Genomic DNA, 22,297 nt, shown 5'->3' on the forward strand with positions numbered 1-22,297 from the left:
CTCGATGATCTCAAACGTGCCCTCCCCGAACGCCGCGACGATGCGCTTGGCCATGGCCGGACCGATGCCACGCATGTGGCCGGACGCGAGGTACTTCTCGATGCCCTCCACCCCGGTGGGCGGCGTGACCTTGAGGGTGTCGGCCTTGGACTGCACGCCGTGATGGCGCTCCGTGTGCCAGATGCCGGTGGCGGTGGTCCACTCGCCAGCCGCGATGGCGGGGGCATGCCCGATCACCGGGACGAGGTCACGCTTGCCCCGGGCCTGGACCTTGAGCACGCAGAAGCCGGTTTCGGGGCTGTGGAAGGTGACGCGCTCGATGGTACCAGCCAGCGCCTCGATCTCGGGACCGGCCGAGCCGGGGAATGCGCGCGCAGCCACGACGGCTATGAGATCCTACGAGCCTGCCCCGGAGTCCGGCGCCCCGATATTTCGCGGGGCGCTTTGCTCAATATGGGCCGCCGCTCACTTGATGTCATGATGCTGATCGACACAGCAGGCTGTGTGGGCGTTTGCTCGATTTGTGAGAGACCAGTCATGTTCGACGTGACGAAGATGCTGGCCGACGCGCTTGGCGAGCATCTCGCGCTCACCTACCAGCGCACCTTCGGCAGTCGCGAACCGCGTTTCGCCGAGGTGATCGAGGCGTCCGCTCGTCTGACCATCGAGCGCATCGTCGGCAGCGATGCGCTTTACCACGATGGCGACCACACCGCCCTCGTCACCCTCGTGGCTCAGGACATCCTGCGCGGCCGGTTCCTCGACGAGGGCATCACGCCGGAGGATTGGCTGCATATGATCCTGGCCGCCCTGTATCACGACATCGGCTACGTGCGCGGTGTCTGCTCAGGTGACCGGGCGAACGCCTTCGTCATCGACGCGCAGGGCACGACCATCGGTCTCCCGCGCGGCGCCTCGGACGCGGCGTTGGCGCCCTACCACATCGAACGCTCGAAGCTGGCGGTGCAGGAGCGCTTCGGCACGCATGATCTCGTCGATGCGCAGCGGGTGATGCGAGCCATCGAGTTGACCCGCTTCCCCGTGCCCGCGGACGATGAGCACCGGGAGACTGGGACCGAAGCTGGCCTGATGCGTGCGGCGGACCTAATCGGGCAACTCGGTGATCCGCTCTACCCACGCAAACTGAACGCGCTGTTCCACGAGTTCGCCGAAGTCGGCCTCGACGCCCAACTCGGCTATGCCAGCCCAGCCGACCTCGCGGAACGGTATCCGGCGTTCTTCTGGGGCAAGATCGAACCGGTCATCAGCGACGCGGTGCGCTTTCTCGATCTGACTGTCGAGGGGCGGAGCTGGGTGGCCAACCTCTACAGCCATGTGTTCGCGATCGAGCATGACCGTCGCCGCATGGGACCACACCCAGGCTGAGCTGCAGAAGTGGTCCTCACGCAGGCGAAAGTGGTGATAGCTTTCGAGAACAACGGCGCTCAAGCCATGACGTATCGTCGGCTTTGCGCCCTATCCAGTAATTCATGGCGCTGCCGGCGAATTCTGAAAGCGAACATTTGGATGGGATCCCTCCGTCAACGCGATATTGCTGCGCGAGACGGATCTGCTTGTGTTCTGAGCTCATCGAAGCCGGTCGAAAGTTCGGACTTCAGTGCCTGGTAGAACATGGATGCAGCAGGCGTTAGTGACGTATTGCGACGACGCACTAGGCTGATCGTGCGGTGGATTACGGGCTCGGTCAGCAGGATCTCCACGAGATCATCGCGGGGGGAGGCGCCCTTTAGGGCTGCCGGGAGAATCGCGGCGCCGATACCCGCTGCCACCAGCGCCAAGGCGGTCGGCGTGCTCTCGACCACGAACCGGCCGCGTGGCGGCAAGTCCGCGGCGGCCAGTTGAGCCTCGACACGTGCCCGGTTGCCGCTGGCGCCACCTAGGGTCACGAGATCCACACCGGATAAGTCGGTCCACCGGAGCTCGCGCTGCCCAGCCAAGGGATGGCTGCTGTGGCAGATCAGCACGAACGGATCCCGCACCAACCGATCCTCGATGAGATCGGGGTCCGCTTCCTGCTGGATGTGGATCCCGAAATCCGCCTCCCCCTTGCGCACGGATTCGGTCACCAGCGCTCCGGAGCGCTCGAGAATCTGAACCCGGTTCTGCGGGTGTTCGCGGGCATAGGCCTGCAAGACCGCCGGTATCCGGCGGAAGGCGATCGATTGGACGGTGGCAACCGTTACGTCGCCGATGCCGAGCCGCGAAGTCGTGCGTAAGCGTTCGACCCCGTGAGTGAAATCGCTGATGAGTCGAGCCGCCAACGGCAGGAACTCGCGGCCCACCGGGCTGAGGTGCAACGTCCGCGTCGTGCGGTCGAGCAGGACGGCGCCCAGGAACCCTTCGAGCTTTTGGATCCGTCGCGTCAGGGCGGTCTGAGTCAGCCCAAGGTTCTCAGCCGCCCGGCGATAGCTGCCGAGCTCCGCGATCAGCACGAAGGCTTGGACGCCGTCGACGGGGAGCTTCATGCCAGACAATCATGAATCGATGAGATCAATTCATTTTACTGGATGATGGCTACGCGGGACAAGACAGGTCGGGGCGACGCCCGCCCGATACAAATCGACTCCGGCTGAAACGGAGCGAGGCGGAGGAAACGATGAGAGCGGATGCCGCTGCTGGGTCGCCAGTTGCGACCTCGACCCGTCCGGCGACGTCGCCAGGGTCTGTCTGGATGCGGGCCATGGAGGCCCGGGTCGGCATCATTCCGCTGCCCATCTATGTTCTTCTCCTCGCCCTGGTCGTCGCCTTTGCCATCAGAGGAAAGATCTCGGGCGAAGTGACGGTGATGATCGCCGTCCTGGTGGTGGGTGGCTTCACCTGCGCGGAGATCGGCCAGCGCATCCCGTGGCTGCGAGCGGTCGGCGGATCGTCCCTGGTGACGATCTTCCTGCCTTCGTTCCTCGTCGCCCATCAGCTCCTGCCGGCGCCGCTTGTGCAGTCGGTGACGACCTTCACGAAATCGACGAACTTCATCTACCTGTTCATCACCGCCGTGGTCGTCGGCTCGATCCTGAGCATGGACCGCCGGGTGCTGATCCAGGGGTTCGCCAAGATCTTCGTGCCGCTGGCGCTGGGTTCGCTCGCCGGCATCCTCGTCGGTGGAAGCGTCGGCTGGCTTGTCGGCATCGGCTTCTGGCGGTCGATCCTCTACGTCGTGGTGCCCGTGATGGCCGGGGGCGTCGGTGAGGGTGCGATCCCCCTTTCGGTTGGCTATGCGGAGGCGCTCGGCATCGATCACGGCGGGATGCTAGGGCAGATCCTGCCGCTGGTCTTCTTCGGCAACCTCGTCGCCATCATCTGCTGCGGCGCCCTGAACACGCTGGGCAAGCGCCGCCCCGATCTCACCGGCAATGGTCGGTTGCAACCGACCGCGGATGGCGAGGCGGACCCAGGCCATGGCTCCATCCACCGCGACACCTCCGCGATCGATGTCGCCACCGTCGCCGCCGGCGGCATCACTGGCATCGCCATCTACGTCTTCGGCACGCTGATCCACGCGCTGGTTGGCCTGCCCGCGCCGGTGGCGATGCTTTTCCTCGTCGTGATCGCCAAGCTGCTGCGGGCGGTGCCGGCCTCGTTGGAGGAAGGCGCCCGCGTGGTCTTTCGCTTCTTCGTGGTGGCGGTGACCTACCCGCTCCTGTTCAGCACGGCGGTGGCACTGACCCCCTGGCACGAGCTAGTCGAAGCGTTCCACCCGGCCAACCTCGTCACCATCGTGGCGACCGTGCTCGCGCTGATCGGCACCGGCTACATCGTCGGGCGCTGGCTCGCGATGTACCCGATCGAAACCGCGATCGTAAACGCCTGCCACAGCGGCCTCGGCGGCACGGGCGACGTGATGATCCTGACCGCCGCCGAGCGGATGGAGCTGATGCCCTTCGCCCAAGTGGCGACCCGGATCGGCGGGGCACTTACCGTCACCGCCGCCATCGTTGCGATGGCTCATTTCAAAATCATCTGAGGGAGGCGCGCTGTGCTGATGCGCTCGAAGCTGTTCGTCCCGGCCTCCCGGCCCGAATTGTTCGCGAAGGCCGCCTCCGGCCCTGCGGACGCCCTCTCCTTCGACCTTGAGGATGCCGTGCCGGAAGCCCGCAAGGGCGAGGCGCGGGACATTCTGGCTGCTTATCTGCGGGAAGTGCCCTCCGGTCTGCGCAAGACCATCGTGGTGCGGGTCAACGCTCCGGGTACGGCGCACTTCGCCGCCGACCTGGAGGCGGTGGCCCTGCCACGCACCGATCTCATCAATCTGCCGATGGTCGAGGACCCGTCCGCCATTGCCGATACGGCCATCCGCCTCGATCGCCTGGATCCAGCGGGCCGCATCCGCCTCCTCGTCAACATCGAGACGCCACGCTCCCTCCGCCGGGCGGCGGACCTCGCCTGCGCCCATCCCCGCGTCGCCGGCCTACAAATCGGCTACGCCGATCTGCTAGAACCTTGCGGCATCGACCGAGACGACGAAGCCGCCTTGGGCCATATCCGCGTCGCCGTCCGGCTCGCCGCAGCCGAAGGCGGCGTGCCGGCCTATGACGGGGCCTTCGCGGCAGTGAAGGAACCAGAGGCGTTTCGCGCCGAGTGCGAGGCCGCCCGCCGCCATGGCTTCGCGGGCAAGACCTGCATCCACCCAAGCCAGGTCGGGATCGCCAACGCCGCCTTCCTGCCGAGCCCGGACGAGGTGACGTGGTCACGCCGCATCCTCGCGGCGGCCGCAGAGGCCGAGGCACAAGGGCTCGGCGCGATCCTCGTGGACGGCCGGATGATCGATCCGCCCTTCCTGATCCGCGCCCGTGCCGTCGTGGCGTTGTCCGACCTCCGCTCCGGGACGGAAACCCGATGACCATGAGCGAACTGCACCAGCGCGATTATCGGCCCGAGGCTAAGGGCATCCTCGACGGCGTGCGCATTCTCGACCTCTCCCGCCTCTTCGCCGGCAACGTGCTGACGCAGATGCTCGGCGACTTCGGCGCCGAGGTGATCAAGGTGGAGCCCCCCGAGGGCGACACCCTGCGCGCCTGGAAAACCGAGGGCGTCGAGACCCACTGGAAGATCTACGCACGCAATAAGAAGAGCCTATGCCTGTCGCTGCGCGACCCGCGCGCCGTCGAGGTGCTCCGCGCCTTGGTGCCCTCCTGCCAGATCCTGGTGGAGAGTTTCCGGCCGGGCGTACTCGAGACGATGGGCCTGTCACCGGAAGCCCTTCACGCCCTCAATCCCGGGCTGACGATCATCCGCATCTCCGGCTGGGGGCAGGATGGGCCTTATGCGCAGCGACCCGGCTTCGGCACGGTGATCGAAGGGTTCTCCGGCTTCGCGGCGATGAACGGCTTTGCCGACCGCGAGCCAGTGCTGCCGCCGATGTACCTCGCGGACGGCGTTGCCGGGCTGACCGGCGCCTCGGCCGCAATGATCGCGCTGCGCGAGGTGGAGGTGAACGGAGGCCGGGGGCAGGTGATCGATCTGCCGCTCCTCGACCCGCTCTTCGCGATCCTCAGTCCGCAGGCGGCGCATCACCGCCTCACCGGTACAGTGAAGCCCCGTACCGGCTCGCGCTCGACGAACTCGGCGCCGCGCAACGCCTATCGCTGCAGCGATGGTCTCTATGTCGGCTTGTCCGGCTCGATCCAGAAGATGGCGGAGCGCCTGTTCCGGGCGATCGGGCGCTCGGACCTCGTGGAGGACCCACGCTTTCGCACCAACGCTGACCGGTTGCGCCACGTGGACGAGCTCGACGCCATCATCGGCGCCTTCATCGGGCAGCGGACGCAGGACGAGAACGTCACCTTCTTCGAGGCGGCCGAGGTGACGATCGGCCCGATCAACGATGCGGCCAAGCTCGTCGTGGACCCGCACGTGGTCGAGCGCGAACTCATCGCCGATTATCCCGACGCGGATATGGGGAAGCTCCCCATGCACGCCGTCGTGCCGCGCCTACACGACCGACCAGGTTCGATCCGCAACCCCGCGCCGGCCCTCGGCCAGCACAACCGGGAGCTGCTGGGACGGATCGGCATCACGGGCATCGCCTTCGACGAACTCGTCGAGGCGGGTGTGGTGCGCGCCGGAGACGCGCGCTGACGACAACGACAGGGAGGATGGGAATGCCCACGCTGACACGCCGCAGCTTCGTTGTGGCTGCCATGGCCGGATTGGCGACGGCTGACGGGGCATTCGCCACCGACGGACCGGTCCCGAGTTCCAGCGGGACCGAGCCGCCGCGCCATCGTGCGCCCGCCCATGCCTGCGATTCTCACTTCCACATCATCGATGCGCGTTTTCCGCCCCCTGACACGCCGAAGCCACCGGGCATGACCTTCGACGATTACCTCCTGCTCCAGGCGCGCATTGGCACGACCCGCGCCGTTCCGGTGCAGCCGAAAAACCACGGCACCGACCCGACCTGCCTCCTCGACGCCCTCGCGCGCTTCGGCGGGAACGGGCGCGGCATCGCCGTCCTTCACCCTGACGTCACGGACGCCGAACTGAAACGCCTCGATGCCGGCTACGTGCGCGGCCTGCGCTTCAGTGTCTGGAATCCCAACGACACGGTGGCCCCCATCGCCACGATCGAGCCGCTCGCCAAGCGCATTGCCGATCTCGGCTGGCACGTGCAACTGCACATGTCCGGGGACCAGATCCGTGAGAACGCGGCGCTGTTGAACCGGCTGCCTTGCGCCATGGTGTTCGACCATATGGGCCGCCTCGACCCTGCCAGGGGCCCAGACGACCCTGGCTTCGCGACTGTCGCTGGTCTGGTCGACAAGGGCCGGGCCTGGGTGAAGCTCGCCGGGGCGTACCTGAACACCAAGGCCGGCCCGCCCGCTTATCCGGACGCCACGCGCACCGCCCAGGCGTTCGTGAAGCTCGCCCCCGAACGCCTCGTCTGGGGGAGCGACTGGCCGCACGTCACCGAAAAGCAGAAGCCCGACGACGCGGTGCTGTTCGACCTGCTCTCCGACTGGGCCGGCAGCGAGGCGGTGCGGGATAAGATCCTCGTCGACAACCCGGCCAAGCTCTACGGCTTCGCCTGATAGGAGTGTGGCCGATGCGGATGTCGACCTCGCCCACCCGCCGCCAGGTCGCGGCATGGCTCACCGCGGCCACCGCCTTGGCCGCCAGACAGGCGAGGGCCGCTTCGGAAGCGGAGCCTCCCCTGGCCGACAGGCTCGCGGCCTACGCCCATCGCCTGCGGTTCGAGGATCTCGATCCGGCCACCGTCGAGACGGTGAAGATCCATCTCATCGACGCACTGGGCTGCGGGATAGCTGCCTTCGGTGCCGGGCCGGTGCGGATCTGCCGGGAGATTGCGCTCAGTGACGGGGCGGGCCCCGCGACGATCCTCGGCACCGACCGGCGGACCAGTCCGGAGCTGGCCGCCTTCGCCAACGGGGTTGCCATCCGCTACGAGGATTTCAACGACGTCTATGTCGGGCGCGAACCCGGCCACCCCAGCGACACCATTGCCGCCTGCCTCGCTGTGGCCGAGGCGGAGGGGGCCACGGGCCGCGACCTCATCGCGGCTATCGCCCTTGCCTACGAGATCGACTGCCGCCTGCTCGATGCCGCCGAGGTGACGGGGCGTGGCTGGGACCATCCGGTCTACAGCCTGCCCGCCTCAGCACTGGCGGCGGGTCGGCTGATGCGGCTCTCGACGGAGGCCCTGACCCAGGCCGTCAACCTAGCGATCAACGGCCATATTGCCATGAACCAGACCCGTGTTCAGACGCTCTCAGACTGGAAGGGCGTGGCCGATGCCGAGGCGACCCGTGCAGGCGTGTTCGCCGCACGCCTCGCCCGTGCCGGTCTCACCGGACCGGCACCCATCTTCGAAGGTCGCGCCGGGTTCTTCAAACAGGTCTCGGGTCCGTTCACCGTCGATGTCGCAATGTTCGGCGGCGAGGGGCGCCTCTTCCGGATCTCGCGATGCGGGATCAAGCCTTACCCGGCGCAGGTCTACTGTCTGACCGCGATTCCGGCGGGCATCGCCGTCGCCGCCGAAGCCGGTGGCGTCGACGCCATCCGCAGCCTGCGCATCGACACGACGCATCTCGGCTACATCACCGCCGGCCGCGATCGTGAGAAGTGGCGCCCGACGACGAAGGACACCGCCGACCACAGCCTGCCCTACATCACGGCGCGGGCGATGCTCGACGGCGCCATCACCAACGAGAGCTACACGTCCGACAAGCTTCGCGAACCGGCCCTGCTCGCCCTGATCGACCGGATCACCGTCGTCGAGGATCCGGTCCTCACGGCCATGCAGCCGAGAGCGGTACCGAACCGTCTGACCGCGACCCTGACGGATGGACGCGAGATCGTCCTGCAGGTCGATGACGTCCCAGGCTTCGTGACGCGGCCGATGACTCGAGACGATGTCGAGCGCAAGTTCCGCATGAATGCGGGCCAGCGTCTCGATGCGCCTAAGGTGCGTCGCGTCCTCGACGCTTTCTGGACGATCGATGAAAGACCCGACCTGACCGGTCTGCTCGCGTCTCTGTCATGAGCGGCCATTCCGCTTTCGGCCAGACTACGCCACGGTGAATCGCCAGCGTGCGTAGAACCGGACGTTCGGCTTCGCGCCCATTCCAGCCATTTGAGACGCCATCAGTCAGCTCCAGAAGCGGACATGGCTACTGGTCCCAGCAGACGCTTCAGGAGGAGCGGCTGGCATTGATGGCGCGGTGGCGTCACCCAGCTTGGCAATTGAAGCGCCATCCGAGCCGAACACAAAAGTGCTGCTTTCCAGCAGGGGCGCCCCTTCCTGAATAAGCCAAAACCAGTTCAGAATAGGGTGCGCCATCCGTTTTTACGTCGGATCTGCTTGAAAGCCCACCGGCCGCCTTCTGACAGCATCGAGCACTGGCAGATCCTCAGCCTAACAGCTAAGCGTCTTACCCGCCCAAAAGCTGCGCCTCACGGAGGTCGGTATCGCCAGGAACGCCGAATAGCCTCATGTCGGGCCCGAATCGGAAGCCGGCTCAATCCGGACGCGCTCGTAGGCATCTACCACGTGGCGACGCATGAGATCGGCTGCACCGGTCGCATCGCCGGAGATCATCCGTTCAAGAACACGGCTGTGCTCCTGCCAAACACTGATCGACATCCCTGGATAGCGAAGAACCTGCCCCATCGCTCGGCGCAGATGGAGCCAGTGCAGCCGCATAGTCTCACCAATGATCGGATTGCCGGACAGTTCGTAGATGAAAGCGTGGAAGTCCATGTCGGCCTGTAGCGTTGCGCGCGCATCCCCAGCAACGACTAGATTGCGGCCATGCTCGACCAAAGAGCGACCACGGACGATGGCGCTCTTCGTCAAACGGCCTGCAGCGAGGCTGACCGCTAGAGGCTCCACGGCAGAACGGAATTGATAAATCGCTTCGAAAAATTCAGGTTCCACAGCCGTAACAGTCAACCCGCGGCGGCCTGACTGAACCAGAAAACCCTGGGACTTCAGGACCACGAGCGCGTGTGTGACCGGTTGTCGTGAGACGCTAAGGCGGGCGGCGATATCGTCCTGTGTCAGACGCTCGCCCGGCTTGAAAGTGCCGTCACACAGGGCGTCGAGGATCACCGTGTAAGCTTGGTCGACGAGGCTCGTCGACGGTTCGAGTGACTGCACCCCGACAACTCCTATTCCATGTCTGAGCACGATATCCGTTCCCCTTGACAGAAGCGCAAGCGCTCTGCACGCTGCGTTCCGAGTACTGAATTCCGTGTTCCGAAGCGCCGCGAACTGGGATGCATACAGAGCTGAAACGCCAACGGCTCGAAGCACAAATACAATCTTCGTCAAACAGTTTGCTGCAACCCACAGCCTTGGTACCGCATCGGCGCGAAGACGCTGGGCTCTGAAATAAGATCTGTCATAGACAGGGAGGACGTCATGTCGAGCGGTCTCACGCTGAACCCCGTCGCCGGCCTGTCGGATCGGGACGCGCTCTACGGGCGCGTGCTCCGGCAGGTCGTACCGTTCCTGCTGGTCTGCTACGTAGCGGCCTATCTGGACCGGGTGAATGTCGGCTTCGCCAAACTGCAGATGCTGAGCGATCTCAAGTTCAGCGAGACCGTCTATGGACTCGGAGCCGGCGTGTTCTTCCTCGGCTACGCTCTGTTCGAGATTCCGAGCAACATCATCATGGTGCGGGTCGGCGCTCGTTACTGGATCTCGCGGATCATGATTACCTGGGGGTTGATCTCAGCCGCGATGATGTTCGTATCTTCGCCTACCAGCTTCTATGTGCTGCGCTTCCTACTCGGCGTGGCGGAGGCGGGCTTCATTCCGGCGATTATCTATTATCTGACGGTCTGGTTCCCCGCCTCCCATCGGGGCAAGGCGTCGGCGCTGTTCTTGGCGGGGATCCCGCTTTCGGGGATCATCGGCGGGCCGCTCTCGGGCTGGATTATGACGGCCTTCCACGGCACCACCGGCCTCCAAGGCTGGCAGTGGATGTTCCTGATCGAGGGGTTGTTCGCCACCGCGCTTGGCTTCTGGTGCCTCGTCCGCCTGGATAACGACCCGGCCTCGGCTTCATGGCTTACCCCGGCCGAGAAGGAGCGGATCACCGCCGACATCGCCGCCGAGGCGCGGGACAAGCCGCTGCACTCCGCACGCGAGGGCCTGACCAGCGGCCGAATTTGGCTGCTCAGCGGCACCTACTTCTTCTTCACGATGGGGCTCTACGGGATCAGCTTCTGGCTGCCGTCGATCATCCGGGACAGCGGCGTCAAGGATCCGCTGACCGTCGGCCTCCTCACAGCAATCCCCTATACGGGCGCCTTCGTCACGATGTTCATCGTCGGCCTGAGCTCCGACCGCCAGCGCGAGCGGCGCTGGCACTTGGCGGTGCCAGCTGTGGTGGGGGCGGCAGGCCTCATCGCAAGCGTGTTGGTCGCTCACAGCCCAGTCCTGGCGCTGGCGGCCCTCACGGTGGCTTCTGCCGGGACGCTGACCTGCATCCCGCAATTCTACACCCTGGTCCCGGCCGTGCTTTCGGGCGCGGCGGCGGCGACCGGCCTCGCGGTCGCCAATTCGGTGGGCAGCGTCGCGGGCTTCGTGAGCCCGTACCTGCTGGGCTGGGTGAAGGATGCCACCGGCAGCACGGGACAAGGGGTGATGGTGCTGGGCGCCATGCTGGTGATCGGCGCTGTGCTGGTCTTCCTCAACCCGGCAAAGCTGGTGAACCGCTGAGCGGGACCCGCTCAACCCTCCCGCCAGGCCCGCTCGGCCCGGTCCCAGGCCTCCAGGGGCTGCAGATCGGGCACCCAGGCCAAGCCGCTCTTGGCATCCGACGAGACGGCCCCGGTGGTCACCATCACGTCCAGCAGGGCAGGGCGGTTGGCCATCGCCCGGGTGAGGGCGTCGGGCAGATCCTCGGCCCGTTCCACCCGCTCGGCATGCAGTCCGAAGGCGCGCGCCATGGCGGCGTGATCGGCGCGCTGGAGCCGCGTCCCAACCACGCGGCCGTGCGTGATCTCCTGATCGTGGACCTCGATCTGCCACGCGCCGTTATTGGCCACGATGAACAGGACCGGCGCGGCGTGGCGCTTGGCGGTGTCGAGTTCCATGGCGTTGAAACCGAAGGCGCCGTCCCCGGTGGCGACCACGACGTTGCGGCCGGGGGCCGCGAGCGCGGCCGCGATCCCATAGGGCACGCCGACGCCGATGCAGCCGAACGGGCCGGGATCCAGCATGGTCCGGGCCGACAGGGCGACCCGGGCGAAGCTCAAGAAATCGCCGCCATCGGTGACCAGCACGGCGTCGGTTCCGGCCGCGCCCTGAATCGCCGCGAGCAGGCGGTTCGGATGCATGTAGCCGTCCGCTCCGTCCGGGGCCGTCCGGGATTGCGCCCGGAGTTTTTCGGCCCGCGCGGCGTGGCCTTCGCGCAGGGTATCTATCCAGGCGCGGTCGAGGGCCGGGGCGCGGTCGCCAATCCCATGCGTCAGCGCCGCCAGGGTCGCACCGGGATCGGCCAGGAGGGCGGTGCCGGGGCGGTTGTCGCGCAGCTCCCCGGGGGCGTCCGCGATCCGCAGGAATTGCGCCGCGCCGAACACGGCCGGCGAGCCGTAGGCCAGCTGGAAGTCGAGCCGCCGCCCCACGGTGACCACGAGATCGGCCTCCTGCATGGCCCGGCCCCGCATTGAGGCAATCACGGACGGGTGGTCGTCCGGCACCAGCCCGCGACTTTCGCCCGTATCCAGATAGGGGCAGCCGAGGCGGTCGAGGAACGCGATGAGCTGCCGGCCGGCGTCGCGCGCCCCGCGCCCGCTGATCACCAGGGGCCGCTTCGCGGCCAGCAGCAGATCGACGGCGCGGTTGATCGCCTCTGGATCGGGATGGATCCGGGCCGGACTGTGCGGGTGCATCAACTCGGGCAGCATCAGCGGTGGTGGCACCGGTGCCCGCAGCACGTCGGTCGGGACGTCGAGATAGGCCGGTCCCGGATCGCCGCCCTCACCGAGCGCCCGCGCCACTGCCTCGGCGAGCTCCTGCGGCAGCAGGCTAGGCTCGCGCACCGTGCGGGCATAGCGGGTGATCGGCTCGACGAGTCGCGCGTGATCGAGGTCCTGCAGGGCGCCGCGGTTCTCCTGCGCCCGCGGCGGCGTGCCCGAGAGCACGAGGACGGGCGCCCGCGACACGTGCGCGTTAGCGATGCCGGTGATGGCGTTGGTGAGGCCCGGCCCCGCGGTGACCAGCGCGACCCCGAAGCCGCCCGCGACTTCAGCCTCGGCCTGCGCCATGTGGACGGCTGCCCGCTCGTCGCGCACGTCGACGATGCGGATCCCTGCGGCGTCCAGCGCCATCCAGATCGGCATGATGTGACCGCCGCAGAGCCCGTAGACGCGTGCGATGCCATGGTTGCGCAGAAACGCGGCGATTACGGATGCGGCGCTGCTCTCACTCGACATGAGACCCTCCATTGCTTGCCCGGTCGCAGTCGCGCGGCACTGCAATATAAGTTCACTCTTGACCGCAGACCGGCACAATCTTACCGAAGGTATACGGAGTTCGGAATTCAATAGCGAGGGCTGAGGGGATGAGCCAACCGATCCGCGTCCTGTTGGCCAAGGTTGGCCTCGACGGCCACGACCGGGGTGTGAAGGTGGTCGCCCGGACCCTGCGCGATGCCGGGATGGACGTGATCTATTCCGGCCTCCACCGCACCCCCGAAGAGGTCGTTACCGCCGCGATCCAGGAGGATGTCGATGTGCTCGGCGTCAGTCTGCTCTCGGGTGTTCAGCTCACGGTCTTCCCGAAGATTTTCAAGCTCCTGTCGGAGCAGCAGGCGGACGATCTGATCGTCATTGCGGGCGGCGTGATGCCGGACGAGGATGTCGCGGCCATCAAGGAGATGGGCGTGCGCGAGGTCCTGCTTCAGGACACCCCGCCGGAGGTCATCGTCAGCACCCTGCGCCGGCTTGTGGCCGAGCGCGGCGCGCGTTGAGGAGACGGCCATGGAAGCCTGGACCTTCCCCACCGCCTACGACGACAGCTATTTCCCCGCCGAGGACAGCCGCTACTGGTTCCCCCGGCGCGAAACCATGCCGGCGGGCGAGCGCGAGGCCGCGATCCTTGGCCGCCTGCGCGAGGTCTGCGCCTACGCCTACGCCAACGCACCGTTCTACCGCCGCCGCTGGGACGAGGCCGGCTTCCACCCGGACCAGCTGAAGAGCCTCGAGGATTTCGACGACCGGGTACCGGTCGTCACCAAGGCGGATCTGCGCGCCTCCCAGAATGCGGCCCCGCCCTTCGGCGACTATCTCTGCGTGCCGGACCGCGAGATCTTCCACATCCATGGCACGAGCGGCACCACCGGGCGTCCGACCGCCTTCGCGATCGGCCGCAACGACTGGAATGCCATCGCCAACGCCCATGCCCGCATCATGTGGGGCATGGGAATCCGGCCGGGCGACATGGTGTGCGTGGCTGCAATCCTCAGCCTGTACATGGGCAGCTGGGGGGCGCTGGCCGGGGCCGAGCGCCTGGGCGCGAAATCCTTCCCGTTCGGAGCCGGCGCGCCAGGCATGACGGCCCGTTGCGCCCAGTGGCTCGCGAGCCTCAAGCCGGCGGCCTTCTACGGCACGCCGACCTACGCCCTGCACCTCGCCGAGGTCGCCCGCGACGAGGGCCTCGACCCGCGCGATTTCGGCCTACGCATCATGTTCTTCTCGGGCGAACCCGGCGCCTCAATTCCCGGCGTGCGCGACCGCATCGCCGAGGCCTTCAACGCGAAGGTGTTCGATTGCGGCTCGATGGCCGAGATGTCGCCGTTCATGAACGTCTCGGGCACCGCCGAGACCGAGGGCATGCTCTGCTGGCAGGACGTGGTCTATACCGAGGTCTGCGACCCGGCCACGATGCGCCGGGTGCCCTACGGCAGCCGTGGCACCCCGGTCTACACGCATCTGGAGCGTACCTCGCAGCCGATGATTCGGCTGGCCTCCGGAGACCTCACTCTCTGGACCAACGATCCGACCCCGTGCGGGCGGACCTATCCAAGCTTGCCGCAGGGCATCTTCGGCCGGATCGACGACATGTTCACGATCCGCGGCGAGAACGTCTATCCGAGCGAGATCGACGCCGCGCTCAACGAGACCGCGGGGTATGGCGGCGAGCACCGCATCGTCATCAGCCGGCAGGCGGCGATGGACGAGCTGCTGCTGCGCGTCGAGGCCGATGACGCCGTGTTCGCCCGCGGCCCCGACGCCGTCGAGGCGTTCCGCCGCGACACCTGCCACCGGCTGCAGAAGATGCTGGGCCTGCGCGCGCAGGCCGAGATCCTGGCCCCCAACACCCTGCCGCGCACCGACTTCAAGGCCCGCCGAGTGATCGACGACCGCGCGGTGTTCCGCGACATGCACGCCCAGATCGCCGATCGCGGTGCCGAGCGGGGCGCCGCGTGACCCCCTCCCGCGACCTCGTGGAGCGCGTGGCGGCCGGTGCCGTGCCGGCGATCGGGCGGATGATCTCCCGGGCGGAGGCCGGCTCCCCGGAGGCGCGGCCCGCGCTCGCCGAGATCTACCGCCGGGCAGGGCGCGCACACGTCGTCGGCCTCACCGGCGTGCCGGGCAGCGGCAAGTCGACCCTCGTGGCGACTCTGACGGCCCATCTGCGCAAAGCGGGCCAGACGGTCGGCGTCGTGGCGATCGACCCGTCGAGCCCCTACTCGGGCGGCGCCATCCTGGGCGACCGGATCCGCATGGCCGACCATGTCTGCGACGCGGGCGTCTACATCCGCAGCATGGCGACCCGGGGCGCCATGGGCGGCATGGCCCGGGCGGCGCTCGACGCCGTCGACATCCTCGACGTGGCGGGCTTCGACACCGTGATCATCGAGACGGTGGGCGTCGGCCAGGACGAGGTGGAGATCGCCCGGGCCTCGCACACGACGATCGTGGTCTCGGCTCCCGGCCTCGGCGACGAGATCCAGGCGATCAAGGCCGGCATCCTGGAGATCGCCGACATCCACGTGGTGTCGAAATGCGACCGCAGCGACGCCAACCGCACGCTGACCGACCTGAAGCAGATGCTCACCCTCGGCGCGCTGACCGCCCGCCAGGCCGAGTGGCGCGTCCCGGTGATCGGCCTGTCCGCCTACAAGGGCGAGGGCTTCGAGACCCTGCTGGCGGCGATCGAGAAGCACCGCCGCGTCGCCTTCGAGACCGAGACGGGCGCGCAGCGCCGGCAGGCGATCGCCCGCTTCCGCCTGGAGAAGACCGCCGAGAATTTGCTGATCGAGCGCTTCACCCTCGGCGCCGCGCAGGCCGGTGGGCCCCTGGCCGAACGTCTCAGCGCCCGTCAGGGCGACCCCTACAGCCTCGCCACCGAACTCCTCGAACAGGCGCTCGCGCCGCACGCATCCGGAGCATCGACATGACCAGCCTCATCGACCGCAAGACCGTCGAGGCGCTGCGCTCGGAGGAGGCCGAGTGGGAGCAGAAGGAGGTCGATGCCTTCCTGAAGAAGCAGGCCGAGCGCAAGCCCGAGTTCTTTACCCTCGGCGACATCCCGGTGAAGCGCGTCTACACGGCGGCCGACGCCGCCGAGACGCCGATCGAGGATATCGGCCTGCCGGGCCGCTACCCGTTCACCCGCGGCCCGTACCCGACTATGTACCGCTCGCGGAACTGGACGATGCGCCAGATCGCTGGCTTCGGCACCGGCGAGGACACCAACAGGCGCTTCAAATACCTGATCGCGCAGGGCCAGACCGGTATCTCGACCGACTTCGATATGCCGACCCTGATGGGCTACGATTCCGATCACCCGATGAGCGAGGGCGAGGTCGGGCGCGAGGGCGTGGCGATCGACACGCTCGCCGATATGGAGGCCCTGTTCGACGGCATCGACTTGGAGAAGATCTCCGTCTCGATGACCATCAACCCGTCCGCCTGGATCCTGCTCGCGATGTACATCGTGCTGGCGGAGAAGCGCGGCTACGACCTCGACAAGCTTTCGGGCACGATCCAGGCCGACATTCTCAAGGAGTATATGGCGCAGAAGGAGTACATCTTTCCGGTGGAGCCGTCGGTGCGGATCGTGCGCGACTGCATCACCTACTGCGCCAAGACCATGAAGCGCTACAACCCGATCAATATCTCGGGCTACCACATCTCCGAGGCCGGCTCCTCGCCGCTCCACGAGGCCGCCTTCACGCTGGCGAACCTGATCGTCTACGTCGAGGAGGTGCTGAAGACCGGGATGCCGGTCGATGCCTTCGCGCCGCGGCTCGCCTTCTTCTTCGTCTGCCAGGCCGACTTCTTCGAGGAGGTCGCCAAGTTCCGGGCGCTGCGGCGCTGCTACGCCAAGATCATGAAGGAGCGGTTCGGGGCGCAGAACCCGGATTCGATGCGCCTGCGCTTCCACTGCCAGACCGCGGCGGCTTCGCTGACCAAGCCACAATACATGGTCAACGTGGTGCGCACCTCGATGCAGGCGCTGGCGGCCGTGCTCGGGGGCTGCCAGTCGCTCCACACCAACGGCTACGACGAGGCCTTCGCGATCCCCACCGAGGACGCGATGCGCATGGCTTTGCGCACGCAACAGGTGATCGCCGAGGAGACCAACGTCACCCAGGTGATCGACCCGCTGGGCGGCTCCTACTACGTCGAGGGCCTGACCACGGAGTACGAGGCCCGCATCTTCGAGATCCTCAAGGAGGTTGAGGAGCGCGGCGGCACGCTGAAGCTGATCCAAGAGGGCTGGTTCCAGCGCCACATCGCGGATTTTGCCTACGAGACCGCGATCCGGAAGCAGACCGGCGAGAAGCCGGTGATCGGCGTGAACCGCCTCGTGGACGACACGCCCGATCCGAAGATCGAGACCCACCCCTATGATCAGTCCACCGCCGACCGGCAATGCGCCCGCACCCGCCGGGTCCGGCAGGAGCGCGACCCGGTGAAGTTCGATCTGCTGCTGCAGCAACTGATGGAGGTGGCGAAGGACCCGAGCCAGAACATCCTGCCGATCACGATTGAGCTGGTCCGCTCGGGCGCCACGATGGGCGACATCATCGAGACGCTGAAGGGCGTGTGGGGGACGTACCGGGAGACGCCGGTGTTCTGAAACACCCCATCGGATCTTCGATCCCGTGTGCGCTGTCGATGCCGCCGCTACTGGTGAAGATCCCGACCGCTGCGCGCGTCAACGATGAACAGGAGGATGTGAGGATGGGCCCCAGGCTATCAAAGTCTGCCGCCGGCACAGGGGATCAGGGCCAGACCGGTCTCGGCGACGGCATGCGTGTCGACAAGGATAACCCTATCGTCCAGACCCTCGGCGCCGTCGACGAACTCAACAGTTGGATCGGTGTTGTCGCCTCGCTCTCAAATTCCGACATGATCCGGTCGCATCTATCGCTGGTCCAACACGATCTGTTCGACCTCGGCGCTCAGATCGGCGTTCCCGGCACGCCACTGCTCTCAAAGAGCCATTTGAATAGGCTGGAGGCGACCTTCGAAGCTCTGAACAGAGAATTTGAGCTGCCACGGGAGTTCATATTGCCAGGTGGCGCGCAATCTGCCGCGTTCGCTCATGTGGCACGGACCATCTGCCGGCGTGCCGAGCGGAATCTTTTTACCCTCAGCGAGGAGGCCGATCGGATGGAGGGTCTGCCGATCGCGGCGCGTACGAAAATCGCGGAAAGCTTCGGCCTCCCTTACCTCAATCGTCTTTCGGACGTGCTGTTTGTCGTGTCGCGCTACGAGAATCGCGACGCTGGTGGAAGCGACGTCTTTTGGGAGCGCGGGCACAGCCTGAAGTCGGCGGAGTCTTAGGCATGCTGCCTGGTGCGATGAACGCGCTGGACAAGCCGCCGACGGACGAGGTCCTCGTGCGTCAAAGCGGTGGGCTTGGGCGCCTCACGCTGAACCGTCCGGCCGTACTGAACGCGCTCACACCTAGCATGGTCGCCCGGATGGTCGAGGCCATTACGGGTTGGGAGGCGGACGACACGATCTCCGCGATCCTCATCGACGGGGCGGGAGACCGCGGTTTCTGCGCCGGGGGCGACGTCCGGTTCCTGCACGCGAGCGGCCGGCGTCGAGACGGGTTGGCCCAGCGCTTCTGGCACGACGAGTACGTGCTGAATGCCTTGATTGCACGCTGTGCCCATCCGGTAATCGGGATCATGTCGGGGATCGTGATCGGCGCTGGTCTCGGGCTGACGGGGCACGCACGCCACCGCATCGCCACCGAGAACTTGCGCCTTTCGATGCCAGAGGTCGGAATAGGCTTGATTCCAGATGTGGGTGCGACGTGGCTTCTGTCCCACGCCCCTGGCGAGATCGGCACCTACATCGGTCTGACCGGTGCTTCGGTGGGAGTCGAAGATGCGATCGCGCTTGGGTTGGCCGACCGCTTCATTCCTGCCAAACACCTTCCGCTCCTCGTCGGGCGGCTCTCCGATCTGGGGACTTCTGGTCGGGCCGATCACGTTGAGGCAGCTCTCGAAACGCTTGCCGAACGTCCAGGGAGAGCGCCCCTCTGGGAACGACGAGCCGTCATCGATCGCTGTTTCCGCTTCGATACCCTAGAGGAGATCGCCGCGGCGCTCGCGGCGGAGCCCGGCGACTGGGCCGGCGGTGCGCTCCAGCTCCTTCGCACCCGATCGCCGACCAGCCTGAAGATCTCGCTGGCGGCATTGCGCGCTGCGCGGGACCTGGAGTCCCTGGAAGATTGCCTCCGCCTAGAGTTCCGCCTGGTCTGTCGGATCCTCGACGGGCACGATTTCTACGAAGGCGTACGTTCGGCCGTGATCGACAAGGATCGCGCGCCGCGTTGGCGGCCCACTCTGATCGAGGACGTGACCGACGAAACCGTCTGCGCCTACTTGGATCCCCAACATTCCCCGGAAGTGCTGTTCGCCCCCCGCACCCGAGAACCGAGGGCCGGATGACCCGGTCGGCGGAGACAGGTGTGCTCTACGGGGTGGGGATGGGTCCGGGCGATCCGGACCTGCTGACCGTCAAGGCGCAGCGCATCCTGATGCGGACACCGGTGCTTGTGCATTTCTGCAAGCGGGGCAAGCGCGGCAACGCGCGCACCATCGCGGACGCGATCCTGCGCGATCCGGCTCGCGAGCTGGCCCTGGCCTATCCCTACACCACCGAACTCCACCCCTAGCACCCGGACTACGTCACGGCGCTCGCTGCCTTCTACGACGACGCGGCCGGCCAGCTCGCCGATCATCTGGGCGCCGGGCGCGACGTGGCGATCCTGTCGGAGGGCGATCCGTTCTTTTACGGCTCGTTCATGCACCTGTGGTGGCGCCTAAAGGACCGCTTTCCCGTCGACGTGATTCCGGGGGTCACGGGCATGTCGGGCTGCTGGACTCGGGCCGGAACGCCGATCACCTGGGGGGACGACGTCCTGACCGTCCTGCCCGCGACCCTGTCGCTCGCCGTCCTGACCGAGCGCCTGCGCGGGACCGACGCCGCCGTGGTGATGAAGCTCGGCCGACATCTGCCCAAGGTGCGCGCGGCGCTTGATGCCGCGGGGCTTCTCGCGCGCGCAGTCTATGTCGAGCGCGGCACCATGGCGGGCGAGCGCGTCGTCATGCTGGCCGACAAGGCCGACGATGCCGCCCCATACTTCTCGATGGTGCTGCTGCCCGGCGAGGGGCGACGGCCGTAATGGCGGCCGTGCAGCCTCACGCCTTTCAGCCGAAACTCGGCTCCGCTTCCTGGGCCTCTTCGAAGGCGGCCAGGATTGCGACCGGATCGACCTCTTCGAGCGTGGCAGGTTGCCAATTAGGTCGGTGGTCCTTGTCGACGAGGACTGCGCGAACCCCCTCATAGAAGTCGTGACCACGCATAATGTGCGTCACCAATCGGTATTCTATTTGGATCGCCTCCTGAACGGTCAGATCAATCCCGCGTCTCATCTGTTCGAAGGCGAGCGACAAGCTAGTCGGTGAGCGGCTACGGATGATCCGAGCTGTGTCGGCGGCAAACTCCGAGCTCGGGACCGCATCGAGCTTCGCGAGAATGCCTCGAACGTCTCCGGCAGAAAAGCAGGCATCGATGAGAGCACCCTCCCGGACGACCGGACCTCCAGGTGGCGGAGGGACAGCGTAGGAAGTCAGGATTGGCGCGATATGACCGCCTCCCGCGAGATCCTCAACAATGGCCGGGAAATCCTCGCTCCGCGCTGCATGCGTCGCAAGACCGAGAGTCAACGCATCGCCCGGGCCGATTTTGTTGCCGGTCAAGGCCAAGTAGGTGCCCCTGCGGCCCGGTAGGCGTGGCAGCAGGCTGGTGGTGCCCACGTCGGGGATGAAACCGATGCCAACCTCCGGCATCGCGAAGGCGTACGTTTCCGAGGCGACCCGATAGGGCCCATGGATGGAGATACCGACGCCGCCTCCCATGACGATGCCGTCAATCAGCGAGACGATGGGTTTCGAACAGCGGGCCAGCGCGGCGACGAGATCGTACTCGCCGCGCCAGATCTCAAACATTGTGTTGGTCTGCCCGGCCTGTGCAGCGTCGTAGATGCGTCTGACGTCGCCGCCGGCGCAGAAGGCTCTGCCCCCACGCCCCGTGATCGCAATACGCGTCACGTCGGCCGTTCCTTCCCATTCGCGGAACTGCGCGCGCATCGCCCGGATCATGTCAAGCGTCAGCGCATTCAAGGCCTTTGGCCGGTCGAGAATAACGATACCCAACGCTCCGCGCTGTTCAAACGCCACTCCCTCCGCAAAGCCGACTACCATTTTCGAGCCTCCGACGGTTCGATCCGTCCAGGCAGATTAACCTGCTCCGCCGCCGAACGGCACCATCCCTTTTGCCGTGAGGACCTGTTTCGACAGGAGCATGTCTGCATTTCCCGGAAGCCAGCTGCGAAGCAGCCAATCCGCTTTCGGCCAATCTCAGTCGTTCAGAGCGGTCAAGCTCAACGTCCGCTTTTGAGCGCCATGTCAGGGAATTGGAATGACTGGGTCCGGATCGGCTATGCAAACGGAGCTGTTCAGGAGCCGCTTTGTCTTCTGAGTGCGTGCCATTGCCAACGCGCCGTTGGGTGCGGCGACCGTCCCGTGTACCGATCGCACTTCCTCGGGTTCAGCGTCGGTTGCCCGAGATGTTGGTTGTGGGTCGGCCAAGCTCCACGATCCGACCAGCGGCTCGCGCCGCGCGTGCGTAGGCTGAGATGGGCTGCATGGGCCGGAATGAGAGATCGCGCTCCAGCCCGATCACGAGGCCCGCACTGACCTTCTTCAGCTCCTCCAGGCTCACGTAACCCAGCTCGGGTTCTTCGAAACCGAGGTCGCACAGCCCGTAGAGGGTGTCCCCATCGGGTTCCATCGCGCAGATCAGCCAGGTTGCTGGCCCAGTGGGATTGAACAGCTTGAGCACGGGGTGGTGATCGCGTTCTCGATCCCGTCCATTGGCTAGGAGCAGTTCACGCGTGGCAGCGTCGATCAGGGGTAGCATGTGCATCCTCGCGTGTGAGGCGAGGAGAGTGCAGCCGTAGGAGCGGGAGGGCGAGCTAGCCAGTGCTGACGAGACCGCAATCCAGAACATCATAAAATATAACTTTTATTGGTCAGCCCCCATTGAAGTGGTCCGCCCTTTGGTATGTCTTTTGAGCCTGGAGGACGGACGAGATGGAAAAGCACCCGAAGCCCGATGAGAGCGTCGCGAAGCTACGTCAGGCGGACGTTCTGATTTCACCGGGCCATGTCGTGGCCGATGCAATCCGCGCGCACTGTTGTAGTTGGGGTACGTACTATCGGTGGCGGCGTGAGTTTGGCCGCCTGAATTCAGATCAAGTGAGACGGTC

18 protein-coding genes and 3 pseudogenes are annotated in these 22,297 nt (G+C 66.3%); 15 read left to right on the plus strand and 6 right to left on the minus strand.

What is annotated here, in order from left to right:
• Window positions 1–381, minus strand: a pseudogene (locus MKK65_RS00160) (ATP-dependent RecD-like DNA helicase); the annotation flags it as partial.
• 156 nt (window positions 382–537) lie between these two features.
• On the opposite strand from MKK65_RS00160, the gene MKK65_RS00165 reads away from it, so the two are divergent.
• On the plus strand, window positions 538–1,386 hold the full coding sequence (locus MKK65_RS00165; protein WP_243954295.1) for a metal-dependent phosphohydrolase: 849 nt from the start codon (window positions 538–540) through the stop codon (window positions 1,384–1,386).
• A 155-nt stretch (window positions 1,387–1,541) separates the two neighbouring features.
• Here MKK65_RS00165 and MKK65_RS00170 read toward each other — a convergent pair whose 3' ends face one another.
• Window positions 1,542–2,486 carry a LysR family transcriptional regulator gene (locus tag MKK65_RS00170; RefSeq protein ID WP_243954264.1) on the minus strand — a complete coding sequence of 315 codons (945 nt, stop codon included), beginning with the start codon at window positions 2,484–2,486 and terminating at the stop codon, window positions 1,542–1,544.
• Window positions 2,487–2,701: 215 nt separating this feature from the next.
• On the opposite strand from MKK65_RS00170, the gene MKK65_RS00175 reads away from it, so the two are divergent.
• The 5 genes from MKK65_RS00175 to MKK65_RS00195 are packed head-to-tail and all read left to right on the plus strand — an operon-like array spanning window position 2,702 to window position 8,521.
• Window positions 2,702–3,982, plus strand: coding sequence for a 2-hydroxycarboxylate transporter family protein (locus MKK65_RS00175; protein WP_243954266.1), 1,281 nt, complete (start codon window positions 2,702–2,704; stop codon window positions 3,980–3,982).
• An 18-nt stretch (window positions 3,983–4,000) separates the two neighbouring features.
• The gene (locus tag MKK65_RS00180) at window positions 4,001–4,858 is read left to right on the plus strand and encodes an HpcH/HpaI aldolase/citrate lyase family protein (RefSeq protein ID WP_243954297.1); all 858 of its coding nucleotides are present in this window, start codon (window positions 4,001–4,003) and stop codon (window positions 4,856–4,858) included.
• Window positions 4,855–6,096 (plus strand): CaiB/BaiF CoA transferase family protein, encoded by a 1,242-nt coding sequence (locus MKK65_RS00185; protein ID WP_243954268.1) that lies wholly within the window; start codon window positions 4,855–4,857, stop codon window positions 6,094–6,096. Before MKK65_RS00180 ends, MKK65_RS00185 begins: the two co-directional genes overlap by 4 nt.
• A 23-nt stretch (window positions 6,097–6,119) precedes the next feature.
• Window positions 6,120–7,049: an amidohydrolase family protein gene (locus tag MKK65_RS00190; protein ID WP_243954270.1), complete on the plus strand. Its 930-nt coding sequence runs from the start codon at window positions 6,120–6,122 to the stop codon at window positions 7,047–7,049.
• 14 nt (window positions 7,050–7,063) lie between these two features.
• Complete coding sequence (locus tag MKK65_RS00195) at window positions 7,064–8,521, plus strand: MmgE/PrpD family protein (RefSeq protein WP_243954272.1); 1,458 nt, start codon at window positions 7,064–7,066, stop codon at window positions 8,519–8,521.
• 447 nt (window positions 8,522–8,968) lie between these two features.
• On the opposite strand, the gene MKK65_RS00200 is transcribed toward MKK65_RS00195, so the two are convergent.
• A complete protein-coding gene (locus MKK65_RS00200) occupies window positions 8,969–9,637 on the minus strand; it encodes a GntR family transcriptional regulator (RefSeq protein ID WP_243954274.1) in 669 nt (222 codons plus the stop codon).
• 264 nt (window positions 9,638–9,901) lie between these two features.
• Between MKK65_RS00200 and MKK65_RS00205 the strand changes: the two genes are divergently transcribed.
• A complete protein-coding gene (locus MKK65_RS00205; protein ID WP_243954276.1) occupies window positions 9,902–11,206 on the plus strand; it encodes an MFS transporter in 1,305 nt (434 codons plus the stop codon).
• An 11-nt stretch (window positions 11,207–11,217) separates the two neighbouring features.
• Here the strand turns inward: MKK65_RS00205 and MKK65_RS00210 are convergent, their stop codons facing one another.
• Window positions 11,218–12,924 (minus strand): thiamine pyrophosphate-binding protein, encoded by a 1,707-nt coding sequence (locus MKK65_RS00210; protein WP_243954277.1) that lies wholly within the window; start codon window positions 12,922–12,924, stop codon window positions 11,218–11,220.
• 128 nt (window positions 12,925–13,052) lie between these two features.
• Here MKK65_RS00210 and MKK65_RS00215 point away from each other — a divergent pair, with 128 nt between their 5' ends.
• The 7 genes and pseudogenes from MKK65_RS00215 to MKK65_RS00245 all read left to right on the plus strand — a co-directional run bounded on the left by MKK65_RS00215 (window position 13,053) and on the right by MKK65_RS00245 (window position 20,149).
• Window positions 13,053–13,460: a cobalamin B12-binding domain-containing protein gene (locus MKK65_RS00215; protein WP_243954279.1), complete on the plus strand. Its 408-nt coding sequence runs from the start codon at window positions 13,053–13,055 to the stop codon at window positions 13,458–13,460.
• 10 nt (window positions 13,461–13,470) lie between these two features.
• A complete protein-coding gene (locus MKK65_RS00220; protein ID WP_243954281.1) occupies window positions 13,471–14,919 on the plus strand; it encodes a phenylacetate--CoA ligase family protein in 1,449 nt (482 codons plus the stop codon).
• Entirely contained in the window at window positions 14,916–15,893 is a 978-nt protein-coding gene (gene meaB / locus MKK65_RS00225; RefSeq protein WP_243954283.1) for a methylmalonyl Co-A mutase-associated GTPase MeaB, read from the plus strand. The genes MKK65_RS00220 and meaB overlap by 4 nt, the downstream gene beginning before the upstream one ends.
• Complete coding sequence (locus MKK65_RS00230) at window positions 15,890–17,581, plus strand: methylmalonyl-CoA mutase family protein (protein ID WP_243954285.1); 1,692 nt, start codon at window positions 15,890–15,892, stop codon at window positions 17,579–17,581. The genes meaB and MKK65_RS00230 overlap by 4 nt, the downstream gene beginning before the upstream one ends.
• A 38-nt stretch (window positions 17,582–17,619) precedes the next feature.
• Window positions 17,620–18,291, plus strand: coding sequence for a cob(I)yrinic acid a,c-diamide adenosyltransferase (locus MKK65_RS00235; protein WP_243954287.1), 672 nt, complete (start codon window positions 17,620–17,622; stop codon window positions 18,289–18,291).
• Between the two features lie 2 nt (window positions 18,292–18,293).
• A complete protein-coding gene (locus tag MKK65_RS00240) occupies window positions 18,294–19,412 on the plus strand; it encodes an enoyl-CoA hydratase/isomerase family protein (RefSeq protein ID WP_243954289.1) in 1,119 nt (372 codons plus the stop codon).
• Window positions 19,409–20,149 (plus strand): annotated as a pseudogene (locus MKK65_RS00245) (precorrin-2 C(20)-methyltransferase). The gene MKK65_RS00240 and the pseudogene MKK65_RS00245 overlap by 4 nt, the downstream one beginning before the upstream one ends.
• Window positions 20,150–20,174: 25 nt before the next feature.
• Here MKK65_RS00245 and MKK65_RS00250 read toward each other — a convergent pair.
• Window positions 20,175–21,230, minus strand: a complete 1,056-nt coding sequence (locus tag MKK65_RS00250; RefSeq protein WP_243954291.1) for an enoyl-CoA hydratase/isomerase family protein — start codon at window positions 21,228–21,230, stop codon at window positions 20,175–20,177.
• Between the two features lie 346 nt (window positions 21,231–21,576).
• Window positions 21,577–21,948, minus strand: coding sequence for a DUF2958 domain-containing protein (locus MKK65_RS00255; protein WP_243954293.1), 372 nt, complete (start codon window positions 21,946–21,948; stop codon window positions 21,577–21,579).
• 173 nt (window positions 21,949–22,121) lie between these two features.
• Between MKK65_RS00255 and MKK65_RS00260 the strand changes: the two are divergent.
• Window positions 22,122–22,297, plus strand: a pseudogene (locus MKK65_RS00260) (IS3 family transposase); the annotation flags it as partial.

It is taken from the genome of Methylobacterium sp. J-001 (genome assembly GCF_022829565.1).
Lineage (GTDB): Bacteria > Pseudomonadota > Alphaproteobacteria > Rhizobiales > Beijerinckiaceae > Methylobacterium.

Bases quoted from the DNA above. Each gene is read 5' to 3' on its own strand.
- MKK65_RS00240 (WP_243954289.1), top strand. From the start codon at position 18,294: ATGCTGCCTGGTGCGATGAACGCGCTGGACAAGCCGCCGACGGACGAG.
- MKK65_RS00205 (WP_243954276.1), top strand. From the start codon at position 9,902: ATGTCGAGCGGTCTCACGCTGAACCCCGTCGCCGGCCTGTCGGATCGG.
- MKK65_RS00180 (WP_243954297.1), top strand. From the start codon at position 4,001: ATGCGCTCGAAGCTGTTCGTCCCGGCCTCCCGGCCCGAATTGTTCGCG.
- MKK65_RS00175 (WP_243954266.1), top strand. From the start codon at position 2,702: ATGGAGGCCCGGGTCGGCATCATTCCGCTGCCCATCTATGTTCTTCTC.
- MKK65_RS00190 (WP_243954270.1), top strand. From the start codon at position 6,120: ATGCCCACGCTGACACGCCGCAGCTTCGTTGTGGCTGCCATGGCCGGA.
- MKK65_RS00235 (WP_243954287.1), top strand. From the start codon at position 17,620: ATGCCGCCGCTACTGGTGAAGATCCCGACCGCTGCGCGCGTCAACGAT.
- MKK65_RS00165 (WP_243954295.1), top strand. From the start codon at position 538: ATGTTCGACGTGACGAAGATGCTGGCCGACGCGCTTGGCGAGCATCTC.
- MKK65_RS00195 (WP_243954272.1), top strand. From the start codon at position 7,064: ATGCGGATGTCGACCTCGCCCACCCGCCGCCAGGTCGCGGCATGGCTC.
- MKK65_RS00250 (WP_243954291.1), bottom strand. From the start codon at position 21,230: ATGGTAGTCGGCTTTGCGGAGGGAGTGGCGTTTGAACAGCGCGGAGCG.
- MKK65_RS00215 (WP_243954279.1), top strand. From the start codon at position 13,053: ATGAGCCAACCGATCCGCGTCCTGTTGGCCAAGGTTGGCCTCGACGGC.
- MKK65_RS00230 (WP_243954285.1), top strand. From the start codon at position 15,890: ATGACCAGCCTCATCGACCGCAAGACCGTCGAGGCGCTGCGCTCGGAG.
- MKK65_RS00220 (WP_243954281.1), top strand. From the start codon at position 13,471: ATGGAAGCCTGGACCTTCCCCACCGCCTACGACGACAGCTATTTCCCC.
- MKK65_RS00210 (WP_243954277.1), bottom strand. From the start codon at position 12,924: ATGTCGAGTGAGAGCAGCGCCGCATCCGTAATCGCCGCGTTTCTGCGC.
- MKK65_RS00185 (WP_243954268.1), top strand. From the start codon at position 4,855: ATGACCATGAGCGAACTGCACCAGCGCGATTATCGGCCCGAGGCTAAG.
- MKK65_RS00170 (WP_243954264.1), bottom strand. From the start codon at position 2,486: ATGAAGCTCCCCGTCGACGGCGTCCAAGCCTTCGTGCTGATCGCGGAG.
- MKK65_RS00255 (WP_243954293.1), bottom strand. From the start codon at position 21,948: ATGCTACCCCTGATCGACGCTGCCACGCGTGAACTGCTCCTAGCCAAT.